We start from the raw sequence: 18,949 nt of genomic DNA, 5'->3' as shown, positions 1-18,949 counted from the left end.
CAAAGGGCACAATTATGGAAAACGAACTCACCTTAAAACGATTTACTGAAATACGTAGGGAATTGGGACATACACAAGCCGAATTTGCGAAGTTACTTGGGATTTCAAGCACCACCGCAGATGTTGAACGAGGCCGCACCAAACTGTCTGGTAAAGTTGTGGCGGAGCTTTTAAGGCAGTTCAAGATAAACCCACTTTGGTTGTTTGGTGAAAGTGACCAGAAACATCTGGAAACTTCAAAAACCAGCGTGATTCCTAAAGTAGTTACAGTAGATAGTTCTGATCAAGACAATATGGTATTGGTAAATGCGAAAGCCGCAGCAGGATATCCACAGAATATTCAGGACACAAGTTGGTATCAGCAATTACCTGCTTTTGATTTGCCGATTCCCGAATTTAGAAATGCGACATATCGAGGATTTCAGGTAGAAGGGGACAGTATGTTACCCAATCTTAGACCTGGCGAATGGATTTTGGCCAGGGCAATAGAACACATTGATCATGTAAGCTCAAATAAAATGTATGTTGTGGTACTTCAAGATTCGGTCATGGTCAAAAAGATTGAAAAGCGGCCCAATTCCAACAATATCACCTTAGTGTCTCTTAATGAAACCTATCCTCCCTATGAAATCAAACCCTTTCAAATACAAGAGATTTGGGAGGTAAGTAGTAAGCTTACCTTTAATGTTGATGCCACTACAGAGACCGGATTGTTGCGTCAACTTCAGCAATCCATGGAAGAACTAAAACAGCAGGTTGGTCAGGTCAAGAGCAGCTCTTAACTATTTTTTGAACCTGTTCGGTGTATGTGCTTTCAAAAATTTTGTCAGCATTGGCCGATTCAAACCCTTCACGGAGGTGTTCTCTTTTCAAAAGATTTTTCTCTAAGTTTTTGAACTCTGGTAGCGGTAATCGCTCAGCAAATTCCACATAACTTCCCGCAATTTTCATTTGCTCGCCATGGGCAAAAGTGGCGTTTACCATTTTTGCAACCGAGCTACTTTGCTTTAGAAGTCCATCTTTGCTGATTTTGATTTTACCCCCTGCAGTGTTTAGCACAATACCTATCTCTTCCAAAAAGGAGTTGAATTCCTTCATGGTGTTATAGGGTTCTGGAAGGGCATGCACGCTTATGGTGTAATGATTAAGATAGTATCTATTATAAATTACCCAAGCGGCATACTCAGTTTCTTTGGCTAATTCCAAAAACTCATCAAGGGAAGGAACTTCCCATAAGGGTCTATTGAAAAATTGCCCCACTTCGACTGGGTTGTTCAAGTTGAGGGAATCCACAGGGTCCGCATTAATATGTTCTGTATATTTTTTTATGACGGATTGAACACTTGATGACAATTCGTGAACCCGTAGCTCGCTGACAAAAATTCGGGGATATTCAGGCTTTGGAGGCGCATACCAATAGGCGTCCAATTTCTTTTCTTCAAAATAGTAGGCTTCCATTCTTTGATAACCAAGGGCAAGAAATATTTTCTCTAGCGATGCAATACCTAAATTGGGTACTCCCAGAGTTCTGAAGGCGATATGATCATTAATGATATCTTCTTCTTTGGAAATCAATCCTTTTTTGACCATAGCCCGGCTTATTAGCTCAACATCAGCCATACTTTTTTTGTATGGGTCAAAAATGGACTTCAATATAATTTCCAAAGGCGTATTGTCGGCGAATTTCATTATCTCAGCTTTAATTATACGAATTGACTACAAAACTAGTTGTATATTTAATTGGATTTAATTATTAGTTGATATATAATGATTAGTTTAAATAATCAATTGGAATTGCGACACCTCCATTATTTTTTGACTCTGGCTGATACTTTGCACTATGGACAAGCCGCTGAAAGGCTCTTGATTTCCCAATCTGCACTTAGTCAACAAATACAACGACTAGAGGTAATTGTGAAACAACCACTTTTTAAAAGACATAATCGTAAAGTTGAATTAAACCGGGCCGGAACACTTTTTAAAAAAGAAGCAGAAATTATTATCGGTCAAATGCAGACTTCAATGGAACGATGGCATACGACCCTGGAAGGCCATACCGGCATGATCAAAATTGGATTTGTTGGCTCAGCAATTCAGGAATTTTTACCTAAAAAAATCAAGGAACTGAATCAGGCTTACCCCAAAATCCAATTTGTACTTCATGAAGGGAGTAATCAGACTCAATTGGAAATGCTTGAAAGAAACCAATTGGATATTGGCCTGATGCGGTCAAATGAAGTTCCAGACACTATGAACTTTGAATCCGTAGCTAGGGAAAATCTTTGTGTAGTGCTACCAAAAAACCACACTCTCGGAAAGCAAAACTTCCATAACCTTAAACAGTTATCGCAAGAATCTTTTATACTTTTTCCCAACCAACAAAGCCAATCCTATTACCATCAAATTATTAGTCTTTGTGCCAGCCATGGTTTTATGCCGAAGATTACCCATCAATCCATTCACGGACCTGCCATTTTTAAGTTGGTTGAGAGTGGATTGGGAGTTTCTATTGTACCCAAATCATTGACCTTGTCTTCGAAATACAAGGTAGACTTTATTGAACTTGAAAACGAACCCTTTAAAACTGAACTTTTTGCGGTATGGAATAAAAAAACCAACAATCATGCACTTGAGGTTTTTTTAAGATTGCTAACTGAATAAACCATTAAAGTTATACCGTTTTCTAGGAATCAGTTATTTGTTAAAAGTTGAGTTCTACAGGATATAGCCGCCTTGTATTTCAAAATCATCATATGCTGTAATTTTGCTTTCATAATTAGGCTTAACCCTTTTTCTGAGTTGATATTTTTTGCTAAAACAACAGCTGCCTGGGCTTCTAGTCTTTGTGCTTTTTGAAGTTTACTTTCTATTATCTCATTTAAAACCGCAATTTCCTCGATTATAATCGTATTCGTTGAAGTTGGTTCAATGCTGTTGTTTTCTTCCAGCCTTTCACTAGGAGCAAATCCAGATAATAAAACTACTCCTAAAATTAAAATTCCTTTTTTCATAATTTCTAGTTTTTATTGATATTTTACTTTTTAAGATATTCCCGTATTCCATAACTCGCTAGTACTCCTTCACCCGTAGCCGCTGCCACTTGAGCGATGGCTCCTTCTCGGCAATCTCCTGCTGAAAAAATGCCTTCAACAGAAGTGTTGGCAAGTCCTGTTGTAGTAATAAATCCTTTTTCATTTAGACCAACAATTCCCTTAAAGGCATCTGTGTTAGGTATCAAACCAATGAAAATGAACACACCATCTCCAGGAATTGACTGTTCCTTTTTTGTAATGTTGTCCTTGATTTTGACTTCTTTGAACAATCCATTTTCATCCGCCAGAAATTCAAGTATTGTTTTGTCCATATGAGTTTCTATATTCTCTATTTTAGACAGTTTTTCTACATACGTTTTAGAAGCAGAAAACTCTTTACTTCGATGAATAATTTTTACTTTTTTACAGAAACTTGATAGAAATATTCCTTCTTCCAACGCACTGTTTCCTCCTCCAACAACAAGAACTTCACGATCCCGATAGAATGCTCCATCGCATGTGGCGCAAAAATGAACCCCAGAACCGATTAATTCTTCCTCACCGGGAATGTATAATCTGCGGTAGGTAGATCCCGTGGATATTACCACGCTTCTTCCGACATAATTGTCCGAAGTGGATGTCTTTACATAAAACTTGTGGTCTTTTATTTCTATTCCTGCAACTTCAACCCCAGTTGCAATTTTAGCACCATAAGTTCGTGCCTGTTCTTCCATTTTCTCCATGAGTTCAGGACCCGAAATATTCTGAAAACCTGGGTAGTTTTCAATTTTCTGGGTTAAGAAGGCATTTCCTCCAATTGCTTTCTTTTCCAATATGATGGTATCAAAGCGATCTCTTTGCGCATAAATAGAAGTAGTTAATCCGGCAGCACCTCCTCCGATGATAATCACATCATATACCTTGGTTTCTTTTACCGTCTCTAATGCCAACAGTTGGGTCAAAGTAGCATTGTCAGGATTGGTATGTGGTTCTTCATTTATCAGAATGGTGGGTATAATTCGTTTACCATTGTTGATTTTCTCAACTGTTTCAGTGGCCCACACATTTTCATCCACATCAATAAACTGAAAATTTACCCCATTATCTGAAAGATGGCTCTTGGCCCTACGGCAATCAGGACACCAATCGGCGCCAAAAAGCTGTACAGTTCCTTGTTCATTTATTCCCAAGATGTTGGCCAAAGTTGAGTTATCCGGATTTGTATAACTTTTGCCATTAATAATGACAGTTGGAATAATTCGCTTACCGTTATTTACTTTTTCCACTAAGGCGGTCGCATGTAAATCAAGATCCACATCAACAAACTCAAAATCTATTTGATTTTCTTTTAAAAAGGCTTTGGCACGTCTGCAGTCCGGACACCAATCAGCACCATAAAGTTTAATCTTGTTCATTCCCTATCTTCAATTAGTTTTAGACTATCAATATTTTTATAATTACTCTTTAAGCATCAATTCTTTTTTCTGATTTGCCTGCAAAATGTTATAGTGTTCGTTCAGTTAAAAATCATAACCTAGGTGTACTCCAAAAAAGAATCTAAATTCTTCACCTACAAGTACTCCAGCTAGGGGTCCAGTATGAATTTCGCTTATTTTAAAATTAAATTCACCTTCCAAATATCCGGATACTTCTAATTCATTATGTGAATCTGGTATTGAAATGCTGGGGCCAAAATTTAATGTTAAGAAATGCCATGGCTTATGGCTTACCAATCCAGCTATTTCGTTTGCTACTCTGCCCTCATCTTCATAAATAAGTGTGTAACCAATCCCATATGCCCATGTATGCGATACCCAATATGTTAAATGAATCTCTGTTGCAAAATCTAATGTATCTTCTTTGGCTGCATATATTCCCAAACCCGACACCACAAGTTCGAGCCCAGGATCCTTGATAGTTTTTTTTTCACTATTATGAGGCTGTTGATGTTTTTCCTGAGCGTTCATTTTAAAAACCAACAATATTAAAACCCATATTAGAATTGGTATTCTTCTCACTATGATGTCATTTTATTGCATTATCATGTTTGAACAACCTCTTGAGCCCAAGTTTAGAAAGCATCTTCTTTTCCATATTCCAGAAAAACTTATGTTGACCAAACAGGGTTCCAATAACCACCAAAAGAATTTGATATATAACAAACATCACTACTACACGAACGGACCAAAATAAGAATGGGTTTGTCCATGCTGACATTCCAACCAGATGGGTAATTGGTCTGACCAAAACTACTGAAAGGGAGCCATTCACGGTAAACACAAGAAATATGATAACCAATTGAAAATTTGATTGAATATTCCACCGCTGTTTTAGTTTTTCCATAATTAGATATAAACATGTAGCCCTTTAAATAGTTTGAGTTCACCTAGATAAAGGGCATGGACATTTACTTGCAAGAAAAGTTTAATATTCTAGCACCTAAAATATAATCTTAGCGACTTGCTGTGTTCTCAGGAATCACTTCTTTACCAACTCCTTTTGAAGACCTAAGTACCGGGTAATGTTGTGTAAATACAAAATCATCTTTTGCGCTTGCTGCATGACATGCATTACATTGGTTGGTCTTAAAGGCAGTGCCAGTGTTTTTTAAGTTCTCCCCTTCAGGATTTGTGAAACTGAAGTAGGCCCAATTACCGGGTTCGTCAGGAAAATGCTCACTGCTCTTTATCGTTGCCTCTAAACCTATAAACTCACCCATAAAGTAACCATTCCCGCTAACTGCGGCTTTTGTTCCCACACTAATCAATTCTTTGACCAAAATGGTACCATCCCTCCAGGTCCCATGTTCTTTCCAGTAATCATAACTCACTGGATCTATATATACATTATGAAACTCAGGAAAGGCAGCCTTTCCATTATTCATATCGTTTGGTGTTAATGGAGTCCCTACATATACCCAACTTCGGTAATCCACCGGACGTACAAGTTCATCTCCGTTAATTGTAAAATAGGTAGCATTTCCATATCCCTTGTCTGTGGTGTTACAAGAGGATAGAATTAGAAAACTGCAAAATGCAAGTGCAATAAAAAAGTTCTGTTTCATTTTAATATTTATTTACAACTGTTAGTTAATTCTGAAAAGGAAAAGCGGTTCTAACCATATCTTTATTACCCCCAATATTGTGGCAACTTATACATCCTACAACTCCATTGCCCATGGCCGCTATAGCATTGGAGTCCTCTATACTGGTAACCTCATACCAGAACCATCCATTGCCATTATCCGTGGCTTCTTGAGTTTTTACCATAACCGCCCATCCCGAAAGTTCCCCTTCTTTATTGAACATTTCTTTTACAATTGAGGCTCCCATGGGGTGTTCCTCATTATTGACCGTTAAGGAATTTGTTATCATATCATTCATATGAACTTTTACAGGAAGTCCCAATTTTGTATGTGGACCCTGCGATGGATGTTTTTCTTTTTCCTGAGTTTTAAACTCCCTGTATTTTTTAGAGGATAAGTACGCAAAAAGCTCTTCTTTACCTAAAGGGATTTCAAGACTTAAACCCTCAGGGGTAGGAGCGGTAGGATCCCAAACACTAACTTCTTTTACAGCAGGTTTGGCTCGCTTTGCTGTATTCTCGGGAGTTATATTTTGACCTACCCCCTTAGCTGACCTAAGCACCGGATAATGTTGAGTAAATACAAAATCGTCTCCAGCATTTGCGGCATGACATGCGTTACATTGGTTGGTTTTAAAAGCTACAGCGGTGTTTTTTAAATCTTCACCCATAGGAGTTGTAAAACTATAATAGGCCCAATTTCCAGGTTCATTTGGAAAATGTTCACTACTCTTTATAGTTGCCTCGAGGCCAATAAATTCTCCCATGAAGTAACCATTCCCGCTTACTGCGGCTTTTGTTCCCACACTTACCAATTCCTTGACCAGAATGGTGCCGTCTCTCCAACTACCATTTTCTTTCCAATAGTCATAACTCACTGGATCTATATATACATTATGAAATTCTGGGAAGGCTGCCTTGCCATTGTTCATATCGTTAGGTGTTGTAGGTGTTCCAACATAAACCCAGCTACGGTAATTGGTTGGCCTTACCAGCTCTTCTCCATTAATGGTGAAAAAAGTGATATCCCCATACCCTTTATCCATATTGTTGCAGGATGTTAGGGAGAGAATAATCAGTAACGATAGTATTGTTGTCAGATTTTGTTTCATTTATTAGGTGTTTAGAAATTTACTATTGCATGTTGATGTTGACAAATACGATTGTCTTTCCATGTATTTTGTATTCGATGTTTGCTGAAATCCAATGTGCTATCTTGATTTCTCGTGATCATATAGATTTCATAAGACAGTGAATTCTCTGTGCGTCTTATCTTCTCCACATTAAATTGTAAAATTTGCGTGTTCTTTAATATGTGTTGAAGCCATTGTATTCCCAAACTCTTTCCTCGTGTTTTCACACCTTCATTCAAGGTCACTTTGACGCTATCATCGTAATATCTAGTTGCCAACTTATTGATATTGCCTGATAAGAGTAATGATAGAAATTGGTTAAATATTGATTCTGACATGTGATCAAAAATATTTATCGTTTTAACAAAACTGTTGGACATTTTTCTTTTTCTTATCCCCTTTGTTATTAATTTCTAGGAAAAATCTGGTTGTCATTCCAGTATTCTTCTTAAAAAAGCGTGAAAAATAGGCAGGGTCATTAAATCCTATATCAAAGCAGATTGTCTTACAGGTCTTATCCATATACAATAGTTGGCGTTTGGCTTCTATCAAAACCCTATTTTTAATAAACTCATGGGGGGGCATTATACCGAGTACATGGAATTTTTCTGCAATATATTTGGCAGTAATGCCCATTTGCTTAGCATAGAAAGACATTTCATGATGCATTTTATAATATTTATGTACCAAGCTGATAAATTGATACACAAGCGTAAATCCTTCTTGATTCTCAAACTGTTCCTTGATTGGAGAAAACATCAAAATAGCCGACAACACCTTCATTGGTTCATCGGTATTGTCACTATTTTGAACTAATTGTTGAAGTTTATTAAATAATGGTGCAATCTTCAACAGAGAGGTTTCTTTTAATTCAAAGATCTTCCTCACATTGGCAAAAGTGCTGACAAAGCTTTCATTTTCAATTATGTCAAAACTATCGGGAATAGTAATTAACTGAAGGTGAGCGTATCCATCTACTACTAATATTTCCTCAGGGCAAAGAAATACAAGATGTTGTCCTTTAAACTCATGCCGTTCAAAATTGATAGCAACATCTCCGTAGTGTTCTATACGAATAATACTATAAAATTTATCATGTGAGATTGCCGCCGGCGAGCCATCATATATATGATAGTTTATCCTTTGGGTTATTTCTTGTTTTAGAGGTGTTCTGGTTAACATTTTAGGCTATACTGTGTTATCAGTACAAACCTAATTGAAGGGTAGAGGCAGTAAAATGTAGATTATTCCTTAATGTTAATACATTCTTCCTTAAACTTTCTGTAAGCGTGTCTTTTTGTATTCAATTGGGCTGGTTCCCAACTGGTTTTTAAAAAATTTGGAGAAATGTGCAGGCTCTTTGTAACCAAGTTCATAAGCTATTTCCGTTGATGTCTTATCCGAAAACATCAACAGCCGTTTTGCTTCTAAAAGGATACGTTCATTAATGAAAGTAAGCGCGGTTTTTTCGCTGTATTTCTTAAATAAATTGGACAGGGTTTTTGGCGATTTGTTAAGCATCTCAGCGTAATCAGACACTGAATGCTTCTCTCTAAAATACTTCTCGACCAAAATATTGAAATGTCTTATCACATCCATTTTATCGTTTGCCAAATTGGGTTCGGGAATATTTTTTCTTATCAATCTGGTCGATTTTATTAGTAACCTTTTCAATAATACCCTCAACATTTCTCCTTGAATGTGATCATTTATCTCAAACTCTTCTCTAAAAAAATAATAGAGCATTTTATAACCTTCCTGTTCTTTTTCATTTAGGGATACAATTGGCGATTGTGAAGAGCCAAAAAACAAAAAACCATTGCAAGAGACTTCTTTATCATGATCTCTGATACAATAAAATTCCCTATTAAAAACAAAAGACATAATACCACGTTGACCCAATGCTATCTCAAGAATATTGAGCGGTGTACAAAAAATAATCTGATTGTGCTTTAGCTCAATTTTATAACCATCCACAACAATTAAAACATCATTATCCTTTGCCCATATGATTTTATATAAATTATCTTTTTTAAGTAGTTGTTGGGAAGAAGCACAATTAAAATCCGTTAAGTTAAACAGACTTTCCTCTAGCTGGCTTGTAAAATGAAAGTTCATTGAATAAGTTTAAAGCTGATTTAGATTGTACACAATATTGAAGTAATGCTATCTTTTATATAATTTCTCAAATATAGGTTGAATAAACTTAGAGGTAGAATTCGACTCTGAGTGTTTTATTTTTATGGGATATTGGGGAACATGGAGGTAGGCTAAACCTCCCGTTTCCCATTCATCAGTGCATTTAATATTGAGCTATTTCCAAACTCCTTGTCCACGATTCTTTGCCCAAAATGGTTTGAGATTTTTGTCGCGAAGCACCAGTTCATTACCATTGTAAACAAGCTCTTTGGCAATGTAATGGTCTTTTGGAAGTTTCACGGTGCGGAAAGCTACAATTTCAATTTGATCTCCATCACTATCTGCTACGAAGTTGTAGACCTTTTTTGTCGGCCCCAAATGCACATTAAACATTGTTCCGTTTGAAGTGACAAGCAAATGCGTGCCGGAAGTCGATTTACCGGTTGTAAACGTGCAAGGCCCTTTTTTAATCTCCTTAACTGTCCCTTTTAATGTTACAAGTTCGGCCTTTGTGCCTTTACTTGATAGACCTTCTGATTCTCCCATTCCTTTTTGGGAATGTGCTACGGTAAAAACTGACATCATACAGATTAAAACCATAGACTTACTAAAAATATTCATCATTCCTTTTTTTAAAAATCTAAAGTAATTAGGATGGACTGTTTGCCCAATGACGTGAATCATTATGGCTTATAACGTGCAAATTTTGATTAGGTTTAGATAGGAAAAAGACTATCCTTGACACCTTGTGCAAATATATCCGCAGCTTTGGGATAACGTCGGAACCAAAGTTCTGGTTCAAAAATTTCCAATTCGGCCAAAGCCAGATTGTCATCATTATCCCTGAAAATATCTACACGGGCATAAATAGGCATATCCGGACTGGCGTTGAGCACTTGTTTTACAAAGTCGATTTCCTCTTTTGAAGGTTGATAGTCATAAATTGACCCACCGTAATCATCCTGAACCCTAAACTCACCGGGTTGGGCAACTTTTAAAATGGAGTGCGCATATGTTCCGTTGAACATAACCACGGAGATCTCCCCGTGTTCAACAATATTTTTTTGAAACTCTTGTAACATTAAAGCTTCCACTGCTGTCAATTTTTGAAACGTGGTATTGTGTTTCTCCCATTCATCGATGTGAAACTTGTATGTATGTCTTGCTCCACCAGCGATACAAGGTTTAAGAACCAGATGTTCCGATTTAAAACCTAAATGCTGTTTTGCCTGATCAATGGCATGTTTCAGATTGATTTGCGAATCTGGTTCTATAAATAGGGTTTTTGGAATGTTCACCGCTTTTTGCTGTAAGTTGTTCAGATAATGTTTGTCAATATTCCATGAAACCAATTCATAAGAATTGATAAACCGGGTCAATTCCTTTGTCTGTTGAAACCATTTGGAAAATTCTTCGAAACGGTCAAAACAATCCCAGGTAGATCTAAAAAGGGCATATTTGGTAGATTTCCAATCAAAGTTTGAATCGTCCCAAGCTTTTCGAGTGGTGCGGAGTCCAATTTTTTCAAGGGCATCACCAACCAGTTGATCTTCCAAAAGAACATTTTCAATCAGTTGGTTAGATTTTTTTGGATTTATATACCGCGAGTCCGTAAGAATTACAACATCAAACATAGTACTCACTTAAAATCCAACAGCGGCATCATCTCCTCGTTTATCGGCACCACCCTCAAGTTTGCCATTCTCAAGAACCTTAATTGCATCTACTTTGCCAATGATGCGATTTTTGCCTTCGTATATTTGGTAGCCGATATCTCCCAATTCTGATTTGAGCGCAGGGGAAAACCCTTCTTCCTCAAATGTAATCACATCAGGAAGCCACTGGTGGTGAAATCGGGGAGCATTTACGGCCTCTTGCATGCTCAAATCAAATTCATAAACATTTAAAATAGTTTGGGCAACGGCGGTAATAATGGTTGATCCTCCGGGTGTGCCGACCACCATGAACAGTTTCCCGTCTTTTTCGACAATTGTGGGAGTCATGCTGCTGAGCATGCGTTTTTCCGGTGCAATGCTGTTGGCTTCAGCACCAATTAAACCAAACATATTTGGGATGCCAGGCTTGGCACTGAAGTCGTCCATTTCATTGTTAAGAAAGAATCCCAATTCTTCGCAATATAACTTGGAACCGTAACCTCCGTTTAAGGTAGTAGTGGCCGAAATGGCATTGCCTTGAGCGTCCACAATGGAATAGTGCGTGGTTTCATCACTTTCAACAATCTCAATATTGCCATGGGAAACTTCGGATGAAAGTGTTGGATTTTTAAAGGAGAAGTTTTCCATTCTTTCTTCAAGATAGGAGTCGCTTAATAGTACATCCAATGGAATGTCCACGAAATCTGGATCACCCAAAAAGTAATTGCGGTCGGCATAGGCCCTACGAGCGGCTTCGGTAAACAACTGAATGGCCTTGGTGGAGTTGTGTCCATATCTTGAAATATTATAGGGCTCAATCATCTTAAAAATCTGATTGATGGTCACTCCGCCGCTACTAGGTGGACTCATAGAGATAATTTGAAGGTCTTTGTATTTGAAAACTACGGGCTGTCTCCATTTGGCTTCATACTTTTCCAAATCTTCTTCGGTAACGAAACCTCCATTTTCTTGAATGAATGAAGCAAGTTTTAGAGCTACTTCGCCTTTATAAAAACCATCTCTACCTTGCTGCAATATCTTTCCAAGTGTTTCGGCCAATTGTGGATACTTTATGGTATCACCAACCTTAAAATTGGCAGCAAACTTGGTGCTGTCACTATTGACAGCAATAATACGTTCTCTGTAGTTCTCCAATCTTTTAGCTTGCTTATCAGTGACAACTACCCCCTTTTTTGCTAAAGCAATAACCGGGTTAAGAATATCGGATAGAGGCAGAGAACCGAATCTTTTGTGTACTTCCATTACACCGGCTACGGTACCTGGAACTCCCACCGCGGTTGCACCAACAATGCTCATATTTGGAATGACATTGCCAAGAGAATCAAGATACATGTCTTTATGGGCTGATAAAGGCGCCTTTTCCCTGTAGTCAAGTCCACCAATATCACCATTGCTTTGTCGATACACAATAAAGCCGCCACCGCCAAGGTTCCCGGCGAATGGGTAGGCTACTGCAAGTGCCAATTCTGTAGCGACCATGGCATCAAAGGCATTTCCTCCATTTTCCATGATTTTGGAACCAATTTTTGAGGCTTCTTCACGGGCGGAGACCACCATGGCTTTTTCCGTGACAATGCCGGTTGGTACGGTGGGCTGTTTTTTACAATGTAGAAATAGGACAAAGGGGAGGACAAGTATCAGTCTTCGCATAGGACTTTTAATTTTTGACGGGAAAAGGTAATCAATTCTTCAAAAAAATCTGTGAACTCTTTTTCAAATACCATATAATTTTGCTCGAGGTCCGAAATTGCCAAATTCATTTTTGATTTGTTTTTGGTCCTTCGATTCATTCCATTGAGAACTCTGGATATTCCCGCTAAGTTGGAATAGTTGTAAAGCCAGTTGTCGGCTATCATATATGGCATCATCCGTTGCGTGCCCAACGGAAGTATATCGTAATTGTCTTCCAGTAGGTCATAGAAATTTTCTACATATTCTTTCAATGGTACTGGGGAGTAGACAGACCAATTCTTGGCCAAAAAATGGTCGTAATAAATATCAACGATTACTCGGCTGTAATGACTATAGTTTTTGTGCAGACGTTTGCTGCTTTGTTTGGCAATGGGATGAGAATCTGTAAAAGTGTCAATTTCGCGATGCAATAAAATACCCTTCTGGATTTTTTCTGGGAAATGCTTGAATTTGTTCCCTCGGATGTGGTCAGCAAAGAAATTGCCAAGCGTAATCTCTTGATCATCAAAGGATAAATAAATGTGAGCCAGAAAGTTCACCTGAACAATTTTGTTTTCTTTGTGAAATTTACAAATTCGAAACATGGAATAGGAGATAGGCAGTTATATTTGCAAAAACTTTTCAACAACTATGACACTGATCAAATCAATTTCTGGAATACGTGGAACCATAGGTGGCGCCACAAACAATAATCTGACCCCAATTGATACCGTTAAGTTTGCTGCGGCATATGGGACTTGGTTAAAAGATTATTCAGGAAAAGATAAATTGAACGTTGTTATTGGACGTGATGCCCGATTATCGGGTGAAATGATACAGAATCTAGTGGTATCCACTTTGGTTGGATTGGGAATTGATGTGGTAGACCTTGGACTTTCCACAACCCCCACAGTTGAAATTGCGGTTCCTATAGAGAAAGCCGATGGAGGTATCATTCTTACGGCAAGTCACAATCCCAAACAATGGAATGCCCTGAAATTACTTAATGAAAAAGGCGAGTTTTTAGACGCGAAACAGGGCGCACGTATTTTGGAGTTGGCCGAGAACGAAGATTTTGATTTTGCCGAAGTTGGCGAACTGGGGAGTATCACTAAGAACGATTCCTATATCGACTCCCATATCAAAGAAGTGCTGAACCTATCTTTGGTGGATAAGGAAGTAATTAAAAAGAGCAATTTTAAGGTTGTTGTGGATGGTGTAAATTCTACAGGAGGTATTGCCATTCCAAAATTGTTGGAAGCATTGGGCGTGGAAGTGGTTAAACTATATTGTGACCCTACGGGTCATTTTCCGCATAACCCAGAACCATTGAAAGAACATTTAACCGCTATATGCGAATTGGTGGTCAAGGAAAAGGCTGATTTTGGAATCGTTGTAGATCCAGATGTAGACCGTTTGGCCTTTATTAGCAACGATGGTGAAATGTTTGGGGAAGAATACACCTTAGTGGCCTGTGCTGATTATGTGCTCAGTAAAACCAAAGGAAATACAGTTTCCAACTTGTCCTCTACTAGGGCACTACATGATGTTACCGAAAAACATGGAGGCACTTATGAAGCTACTGCAGTAGGTGAAGTGAATGTGGTTACCAAAATGAAGGCGAACAATGCCATAATTGGTGGTGAGGGAAATGGCGGAATCATTTATCCAGAAAGTCATTACGGTAGGGATGCCTTGGTGGGCACCGCATTATTTTTAATGCTGATGTCCGAAAAAGGAGGAACGGTTGCTGAATTGAGAGCTAGCTACCCAAGTTATTTTATGAGCAAAAAGAAGATTCAGCTCACTCCAGATTTAGATGTTGACGCACTTCTGGATGCCATGCACCAAAAATATGAGAGCGAGCGGGTATCTACAGTTGATGGTGTTAAGATTGATTTTCCGGAGAACTGGGTGCATTTACGTAAATCCAACACCGAACCCATTATAAGAATTTATACGGAAGCCCAATCCCAGATTGAAGCAGATGATCTGTCCAATCGAATTATTAATGAGATTAAGGAAGTTGCCGGATTGGATTAACCTATTCCATCAATTCATATAGGATTTTCTGTGTATTAAAATCTTCAGGGGTTATCTCAACGTTTTTATCAGAATCCATCCATATTTTCCAGGTACCATCTACCTTTTTAAGACCAACATTGAAGTAACCATATCCTTTTGGGGACAGTTTGGCATCATCTTTTCTTTTTGAACTGTACCGATAATATCCTGTTTGATAAGCGATGGTTCCACTTTCGTCAATAGCCGTGGATAAAATGGCAAAGGCTATAGCAACTTTGCTGCCGCCTTGTTTCATATGCTGTAAGAAGTCCCCAAAATGTTCCAGATACTTTTCTCCTGTTTCAATTTGGTTTTGTTCTATGGTGATTCTAACGATATCCTTGGAATGGATGGATTTCAATTTATCGGAATCTAATTCAGCATATGCTTCCATAAACGGAATCCAGACATCATCTCTAATAGTTTCAACGATTTCATTGGACACTGTTTTCTTTTGCTGTCCAAAGGACAGTAAAGTGCAGCATAAAAACAAAATGGTAAGTGATTGTTTCATTTTTTGATGTTTGAATTGCACTCAATTTATGAAACAAAAGCATTGGACATTCCAACTTTTGGAAAAATTTAAGTGTTGGGCAGATTTTTAAGATATTCGTTTCTCACCAGCTTCGCGGTCTTATGCTCTCCGGTATGGTTCCATCCTGGCGGCATAACCAGGTAGCGAAGTTTGTTCATTAGTCCAGGTGCTCCAACAACATCTTTGACAAGAGCTATAATTTCACCGAAATAGACATCGATAAAATTTCCCGAATCCATTTGACGGGTTATTCCATATTCAATTTGGATGCTTTTTTGTTCTTCTTGGTAGGTGCCAAATACTCTGTCCCAAATATTGAGCAAATTACAAAAATTGGTATCCATATATAGCGGATTGCGGGCATGATGCACTCTATGATGTGAAGGGGTAAGCATAATCTTGTTCAAAAAACCAAAGCGGGCATCTTTAATCAGGTTTTCACCCACATGAATAAATGCACCATAGGTGCCATCAATAAACATAACGGCAAACAAAACCTCAGGCGGTACACCCAACAGAATACAGATAGTGGTACGTATAACATCAGCGTAAGGGGCTTCTAAAAAAAAATGGGCATGTGTAACGGAAAGATTCATGTCCTCTGGAGCATGGTGAGTTGAATGCAAACACCAAAAAATTCTGACTTTATGTCCCAGATAGTGATAGACAAAGTGGGCCAATTCCCACACTACATAAGCGTAGATGAACCAATACCAGGTTGGACTTGTTTCGAATAGTGCATAGGATTCAAAAAAACCAATACAAAAAGCTACCATGGCTATAGCTATAAAACGGCCGACAAATCTGTTGAAAATGTAAATAAGGAAATTGACTTTATAAACCTTTAACTGCGGTTTTTTATAAATCAATCCTGCAATAAACTCAAGCAATAATAGTAGTGGAATTATGGGATAGATGAGGGAAGCTACACCTTCATAGGTCTTAAATGCGGTATAATCACCACTCTTCAGGATTTCCAATGCTTGCGAAATTCCCAAAAACCCGATGATCTCTTCAAATAAACTTGACAAAATTTCCATAGTAGCATATTATGGAAAAATATCTTTGCTGCGATAAAATTTAGACGAATAACAAAGTAGAACTTATTAGCAAGCTATTTGCTGGCAGTAAGCCATTGAATTAAGGATTCTTTTACCAATTGTTCTTGGTTCCAAACAATAAAATGATTCTCTTTTTCAATTGGAATTATCTTCAAGCTGTCCACCCCAGAAAACTTTGCCTTCATAAACGGTACATTTTGAAAGGGAACCAATTTGTCCTCTTTACCATGGATAATTAGCGTACGGGGTTTTAGTTTGTGCAGTTTTGGAGCCAACTGTTTTAAATCTTGCTTCAACATCCACAATTCATCATTGGAAGGTTTAAGGGCTCCAGGGACCAAATATTTTAAGGGAATCCATGTTAAGGGCTTTCGCCATTTCTCAGGCTTTTCCTCATCGGGGTCCAAAGCCCCTGCAAGTACGACCAAATTAGTATATAATGCTGGTTGTTCCAAGGCCATTTGCACAATGAGTGGCCCACCATACGAATGTCCTATTAAGGTAAAAGGCTTACCATTATCCAATTGTTTAAGCAGCTCGTTTAACACCAAGGCTTGCGGTTTAAGCGCCATACTTTTTCTAAAATCACTTTTTCCAAATCCAGGTCTGTCCGGTGCGATAATTCTGAATTTCTCCAACAATGTTGAGTCTGTCAGGTAGGCCTTGTATGCATCCCAGCTACCGGGTGATCCATGGATAAAAACCAAGGTTGAGCCATCCTGCTTTCCGGTTTGAATGTAATGAAGGTTTCTATGCTGAATAGTGCGGTTGGTATCAATGTAGCTGACCTGTTGCTCTTCAAAAAAATGGGTAGTGCCTCTATTCGATGTTCGCATGGTCATACAAGAATTGGCAAAGAGAAGATAGCCAAGCACCAAGGCAAGAAGAATATATCTTTTTTTAAACCTAGGCATAAAGGACATTTATAATTTATGGCTTTTGAAATGCTGCGGGCACTTTGTCCTTGTGTTTCCAGCGTTTGTGGGTCCAAAAGTAATATTCTGGTGCTTCTTGAATTGATTTTTCGGTTTCACTGAGAAAAGATTCAGAAATTCCATATCCCTCTATTTCTTTTGGCTTTTCAGCAAGAACTTTAAAGGTTCCTTGATAATGTCCCCGTTTTAACTTTCTAACTTTTAAATAAATCGGAACGATGTCATGTTCCTTACAGATTTCTTCACCTCCAACATGCACAGGGACCAAAATACCCATAAATTTTGCCCAATGTCGGGTTCTGTTCAACATTGGCGATTGATCACTTATGATTCCTACCGTTACAAGTTCATTTGCCTTTTTAGCGGACCTAATTATTTTTCTGCTTTCAAAAGTTCTTATCAATGTGGTGCCATACTTACTTCGTATATCCCTGACCATTTTATCAAAATACTTATTGTTAATGGGCTGATATATGGCATAGGCTTTGGCACTAATGAACGAGTTTAAATTGAAAACCCACTCCCAACTAGCATAATGGGGCATCATTATCATTACATTTTTACCATCACGTTCTAACTTCAGAATCTCTTCAACATTGGTAAAAACATATCTTTTTCTCATTTGTTTGTCACTGATCCCTAGCGTCTTTATCATCTCGAGAAACATGTCACAAAGATGCTTGTAAAACTTCTTTTCAATCTTTAAGCGTTCGGCATCTGATTTTTCTGGAAACACCAGTTCCAAATTGTTTCGAACCACTTTTTTACGGTAACCAATTAAATGGTACAATAAAATGAACACCCCATCCGATATGAGATAAAGAAGTTTAAAGGGAAGTCTGGAAATCAACCAGAGTAGGGGATAAGCAAGTATAAAAACAGCCAGCTGCATACGTAATTCTTGTGGGCAAATATAGCTATATTTAACCCCAAATTTTAAGGCTTATGTACAATTTGCATATTGCAACGATTGCCATTATTGCAGCAAACATATTAGTCTCATTACGAGGCTTTAGCGACACTTCGTTCTTTGAACGCTATAAATTCAGTATTGGGGGCATAAAGGCGGGACAGCGGGAAAGAACGCTTACTTCGGGCTTTCTGCACGTGGATATTTCCCATTTGTTCTTCAATATGTTTACACTTTATTTCTTTGCGAATGTGGTGATCAATGGTTTTGGTGCCTCAAAGTTTGTTATCATTTATTTCATAAGCCTATTGGGTGGAAGTTTGTTGGCCTTGTTCTTTCATAAAAATGAACCTTATTATAGTGCGGTTGGGGCAAGCGGAGCTGTCACCGGAATATTATATGCTGCAATCTTACTCAATCCTAACATGCAATTGGGAATTATGTTCATTCCGATACCGATACCTGCCTATGTTTTGGGAATAGCCTATTTATTGTACTCTATTTATGGTATGAAAAGCCGATTGGGAAATATTGGGCATTCTGCACATTTTGGTGGGGCGATAGGCGGTTACGCAATTACGCTCTTGTTTAGACCAGAACTGTTGGTTACCGATACTTGGATCGTGATATTATTGGCCATTCCAATAATCATCCTTCTTGTTCTTGAAAAGATGGGTAAGATATAGCGAATAAAAAAGGCCAAAACACA

22 protein-coding genes are annotated in these 18,949 nt (G+C 38.1%); 4 read left to right on the top strand and 18 right to left on the bottom strand.

Translation table 11 applies throughout. The annotated features are described in order from the left end of the window. Positions 1 to 14: 14 nt before the first annotated feature. The gene (locus IAG46_RS03005) at positions 15 to 782 is read left to right on the top strand and encodes a LexA family transcriptional regulator (RefSeq protein WP_190809737.1); all 768 of its coding nucleotides are present in this window, start codon (positions 15 to 17) and stop codon (positions 780 to 782) included. Here IAG46_RS03005 and IAG46_RS03000 read toward each other — a convergent pair. After that, the gene (locus IAG46_RS03000) at positions 766 to 1,689 is read right to left on the bottom strand and encodes a DUF1338 domain-containing protein (protein ID WP_190808837.1); all 924 of its coding nucleotides are present in this window, start codon (positions 1,687 to 1,689) and stop codon (positions 766 to 768) included. The two genes, IAG46_RS03005 and IAG46_RS03000, sit on opposite strands and share 17 nt — an antisense overlap. A gap of 78 nt (positions 1,690 to 1,767) precedes the next feature. Between IAG46_RS03000 and IAG46_RS02995 the strand changes: the two genes are divergently transcribed. After that, the gene (locus tag IAG46_RS02995; protein ID WP_190808836.1) at positions 1,768 to 2,661 is read left to right on the top strand and encodes a LysR family transcriptional regulator; all 894 of its coding nucleotides are present in this window, start codon (positions 1,768 to 1,770) and stop codon (positions 2,659 to 2,661) included. A gap of 29 nt (positions 2,662 to 2,690) precedes the next feature. Here the strand turns inward: IAG46_RS02995 and IAG46_RS02990 are convergent, their stop codons facing one another. The 13 genes from IAG46_RS02990 to IAG46_RS02935 form a co-directional block, all read right to left on the bottom strand. Then, on the bottom strand, positions 2,691 to 3,011 hold the full coding sequence (locus IAG46_RS02990) for a hypothetical protein (protein WP_190808835.1): 321 nt from the start codon (positions 3,009 to 3,011) through the stop codon (positions 2,691 to 2,693). Between the two features lie 23 nt (positions 3,012 to 3,034). Beyond that, positions 3,035 to 4,447, bottom strand: a complete 1,413-nt coding sequence (locus IAG46_RS02985) for an FAD-dependent oxidoreductase (protein ID WP_190808834.1) — start codon at positions 4,445 to 4,447, stop codon at positions 3,035 to 3,037. Positions 4,448 to 4,552: 105 nt separating this feature from the next. Then, complete coding sequence (locus IAG46_RS02980; RefSeq protein WP_190808833.1) at positions 4,553 to 5,050, bottom strand: hypothetical protein; 498 nt, start codon at positions 5,048 to 5,050, stop codon at positions 4,553 to 4,555. 7 nt (positions 5,051 to 5,057) lie between these two features. Further along, positions 5,058 to 5,375, bottom strand: a complete 318-nt coding sequence (locus tag IAG46_RS17620) for a DUF6787 family protein (protein ID WP_223826560.1) — start codon at positions 5,373 to 5,375, stop codon at positions 5,058 to 5,060. A 109-nt stretch (positions 5,376 to 5,484) separates the two neighbouring features. Beyond that, the gene (locus IAG46_RS02975; RefSeq protein ID WP_190808832.1) at positions 5,485 to 6,096 is read right to left on the bottom strand and encodes a cytochrome P460 family protein; all 612 of its coding nucleotides are present in this window, start codon (positions 6,094 to 6,096) and stop codon (positions 5,485 to 5,487) included. Positions 6,097 to 6,121: 25 nt separating this feature from the next. Beyond that, positions 6,122 to 7,228: a cytochrome P460 family protein gene (locus IAG46_RS02970; protein ID WP_190808831.1), complete on the bottom strand. Its 1,107-nt coding sequence runs from the start codon at positions 7,226 to 7,228 to the stop codon at positions 6,122 to 6,124. A gap of 11 nt (positions 7,229 to 7,239) precedes the next feature. Continuing rightward, positions 7,240 to 7,587 (bottom strand): hypothetical protein, encoded by a 348-nt coding sequence (locus tag IAG46_RS02965; RefSeq protein WP_190808830.1) that lies wholly within the window; start codon positions 7,585 to 7,587, stop codon positions 7,240 to 7,242. Positions 7,588 to 7,609: 22 nt separating this feature from the next. After that, positions 7,610 to 8,431 carry a helix-turn-helix domain-containing protein gene (locus IAG46_RS02960; RefSeq protein WP_190808829.1) on the bottom strand — a complete coding sequence of 274 codons (822 nt, stop codon included), beginning with the start codon at positions 8,429 to 8,431 and terminating at the stop codon, positions 7,610 to 7,612. Positions 8,432 to 8,521: 90 nt separating this feature from the next. Next, the gene (locus tag IAG46_RS02955) at positions 8,522 to 9,367 is read right to left on the bottom strand and encodes an AraC family transcriptional regulator (RefSeq protein ID WP_190808828.1); all 846 of its coding nucleotides are present in this window, start codon (positions 9,365 to 9,367) and stop codon (positions 8,522 to 8,524) included. Between the two features lie 195 nt (positions 9,368 to 9,562). Next, a complete protein-coding gene (locus IAG46_RS02950) occupies positions 9,563 to 10,012 on the bottom strand; it encodes a hypothetical protein (RefSeq protein WP_190808827.1) in 450 nt (149 codons plus the stop codon). A gap of 92 nt (positions 10,013 to 10,104) precedes the next feature. Then, entirely contained in the window at positions 10,105 to 11,022 is a 918-nt protein-coding gene (locus IAG46_RS02945; protein ID WP_190808826.1) for a RimK family alpha-L-glutamate ligase, read from the bottom strand. Positions 11,023 to 11,031: 9 nt separating this feature from the next. Then, positions 11,032 to 12,714 carry a gamma-glutamyltransferase gene (gene ggt, locus IAG46_RS02940; protein WP_190808825.1) on the bottom strand — a complete coding sequence of 561 codons (1,683 nt, stop codon included), beginning with the start codon at positions 12,712 to 12,714 and terminating at the stop codon, positions 11,032 to 11,034. Then, the gene (locus tag IAG46_RS02935) at positions 12,702 to 13,295 is read right to left on the bottom strand and encodes an acyl carrier protein phosphodiesterase (RefSeq protein ID WP_190809736.1); all 594 of its coding nucleotides are present in this window, start codon (positions 13,293 to 13,295) and stop codon (positions 12,702 to 12,704) included. Before IAG46_RS02935 ends, ggt begins: the two co-directional genes overlap by 13 nt. Positions 13,296 to 13,386: 91 nt before the next feature. Between IAG46_RS02935 and glmM the strand changes: the two genes are divergently transcribed. Further along, positions 13,387 to 14,778: a phosphoglucosamine mutase gene (glmM, locus tag IAG46_RS02930; protein WP_190808824.1), complete on the top strand. Its 1,392-nt coding sequence runs from the start codon at positions 13,387 to 13,389 to the stop codon at positions 14,776 to 14,778. Position 14,779: 1 nt separating this feature from the next. On the opposite strand, the gene IAG46_RS02925 is transcribed toward glmM, so the two are convergent. From IAG46_RS02925 to IAG46_RS02910, 4 genes are all read right to left on the bottom strand, one after another. Beyond that, positions 14,780 to 15,313 carry a nuclear transport factor 2 family protein gene (locus tag IAG46_RS02925; RefSeq protein ID WP_190808823.1) on the bottom strand — a complete coding sequence of 178 codons (534 nt, stop codon included), beginning with the start codon at positions 15,311 to 15,313 and terminating at the stop codon, positions 14,780 to 14,782. Between the two features lie 68 nt (positions 15,314 to 15,381). Further along, positions 15,382 to 16,374, bottom strand: a complete 993-nt coding sequence (locus IAG46_RS02920; protein ID WP_190808822.1) for a sterol desaturase family protein — start codon at positions 16,372 to 16,374, stop codon at positions 15,382 to 15,384. Positions 16,375 to 16,448: 74 nt separating this feature from the next. Further along, positions 16,449 to 17,309, bottom strand: a complete 861-nt coding sequence (locus IAG46_RS02915; RefSeq protein WP_190808821.1) for an alpha/beta fold hydrolase — start codon at positions 17,307 to 17,309, stop codon at positions 16,449 to 16,451. Positions 17,310 to 17,325: 16 nt separating this feature from the next. Further along, positions 17,326 to 18,222 carry a lysophospholipid acyltransferase family protein gene (locus tag IAG46_RS02910; RefSeq protein WP_190808820.1) on the bottom strand — a complete coding sequence of 299 codons (897 nt, stop codon included), beginning with the start codon at positions 18,220 to 18,222 and terminating at the stop codon, positions 17,326 to 17,328. Positions 18,223 to 18,275: 53 nt separating this feature from the next. On the opposite strand from IAG46_RS02910, the gene IAG46_RS02905 reads away from it, so the two are divergent. After that, positions 18,276 to 18,926 (top strand): rhomboid family intramembrane serine protease, encoded by a 651-nt coding sequence (locus IAG46_RS02905; protein WP_190808819.1) that lies wholly within the window; start codon positions 18,276 to 18,278, stop codon positions 18,924 to 18,926. The last annotated feature ends 23 nt before the right edge of the window (positions 18,927 to 18,949 follow it).

It is taken from the genome of Flagellimonas sp. S3867 (assembly GCF_014698935.1).
In the GTDB taxonomy this organism is placed as follows: Bacteria; Bacteroidota; Bacteroidia; order Flavobacteriales; family Flavobacteriaceae; genus Flagellimonas.
This window is presented reverse-complemented; position numbering and strand designations above follow the sequence as displayed.

Bases quoted from the DNA above. Each gene is read 5' to 3' on its own strand.
- IAG46_RS03005 (WP_190809737.1), top strand. From the start codon at position 15: ATGGAAAACGAACTCACCTTAAAACGATTTACTGAAATACGTAGGGAA.
- IAG46_RS03000 (WP_190808837.1), bottom strand. From the start codon at position 1,689: ATGAAATTCGCCGACAATACGCCTTTGGAAATTATATTGAAGTCCATT.
- IAG46_RS02995 (WP_190808836.1), top strand. From the start codon at position 1,768: ATGATTAGTTTAAATAATCAATTGGAATTGCGACACCTCCATTATTTT.
- IAG46_RS02990 (WP_190808835.1), bottom strand. From the start codon at position 3,011: ATGAAAAAAGGAATTTTAATTTTAGGAGTAGTTTTATTATCTGGATTT.
- IAG46_RS02985 (WP_190808834.1), bottom strand. From the start codon at position 4,447: ATGAACAAGATTAAACTTTATGGTGCTGATTGGTGTCCGGACTGCAGA.
- IAG46_RS17620 (WP_223826560.1), bottom strand. From the start codon at position 5,375: ATGGAAAAACTAAAACAGCGGTGGAATATTCAATCAAATTTTCAATTG.
- IAG46_RS02975 (WP_190808832.1), bottom strand. From the start codon at position 6,096: ATGAAACAGAACTTTTTTATTGCACTTGCATTTTGCAGTTTTCTAATT.
- IAG46_RS02970 (WP_190808831.1), bottom strand. From the start codon at position 7,228: ATGAAACAAAATCTGACAACAATACTATCGTTACTGATTATTCTCTCC.
- IAG46_RS02965 (WP_190808830.1), bottom strand. From the start codon at position 7,587: ATGTCAGAATCAATATTTAACCAATTTCTATCATTACTCTTATCAGGC.
- IAG46_RS02960 (WP_190808829.1), bottom strand. From the start codon at position 8,431: ATGTTAACCAGAACACCTCTAAAACAAGAAATAACCCAAAGGATAAAC.
- IAG46_RS02955 (WP_190808828.1), bottom strand. From the start codon at position 9,367: ATGAACTTTCATTTTACAAGCCAGCTAGAGGAAAGTCTGTTTAACTTA.
- IAG46_RS02950 (WP_190808827.1), bottom strand. From the start codon at position 10,012: ATGATGAATATTTTTAGTAAGTCTATGGTTTTAATCTGTATGATGTCA.
- IAG46_RS02945 (WP_190808826.1), bottom strand. From the start codon at position 11,022: ATGTTTGATGTTGTAATTCTTACGGACTCGCGGTATATAAATCCAAAA.
- ggt (WP_190808825.1), bottom strand. From the start codon at position 12,714: ATGCGAAGACTGATACTTGTCCTCCCCTTTGTCCTATTTCTACATTGT.
- glmM (WP_190808824.1), top strand. From the start codon at position 13,387: ATGACACTGATCAAATCAATTTCTGGAATACGTGGAACCATAGGTGGC.
- IAG46_RS02925 (WP_190808823.1), bottom strand. From the start codon at position 15,313: ATGAAACAATCACTTACCATTTTGTTTTTATGCTGCACTTTACTGTCC.
- IAG46_RS02920 (WP_190808822.1), bottom strand. From the start codon at position 16,374: ATGGAAATTTTGTCAAGTTTATTTGAAGAGATCATCGGGTTTTTGGGA.
- IAG46_RS02915 (WP_190808821.1), bottom strand. From the start codon at position 17,309: ATGCCTAGGTTTAAAAAAAGATATATTCTTCTTGCCTTGGTGCTTGGC.
- IAG46_RS02910 (WP_190808820.1), bottom strand. From the start codon at position 18,222: ATGCAGCTGGCTGTTTTTATACTTGCTTATCCCCTACTCTGGTTGATT.
- IAG46_RS02905 (WP_190808819.1), top strand. From the start codon at position 18,276: ATGTACAATTTGCATATTGCAACGATTGCCATTATTGCAGCAAACATA.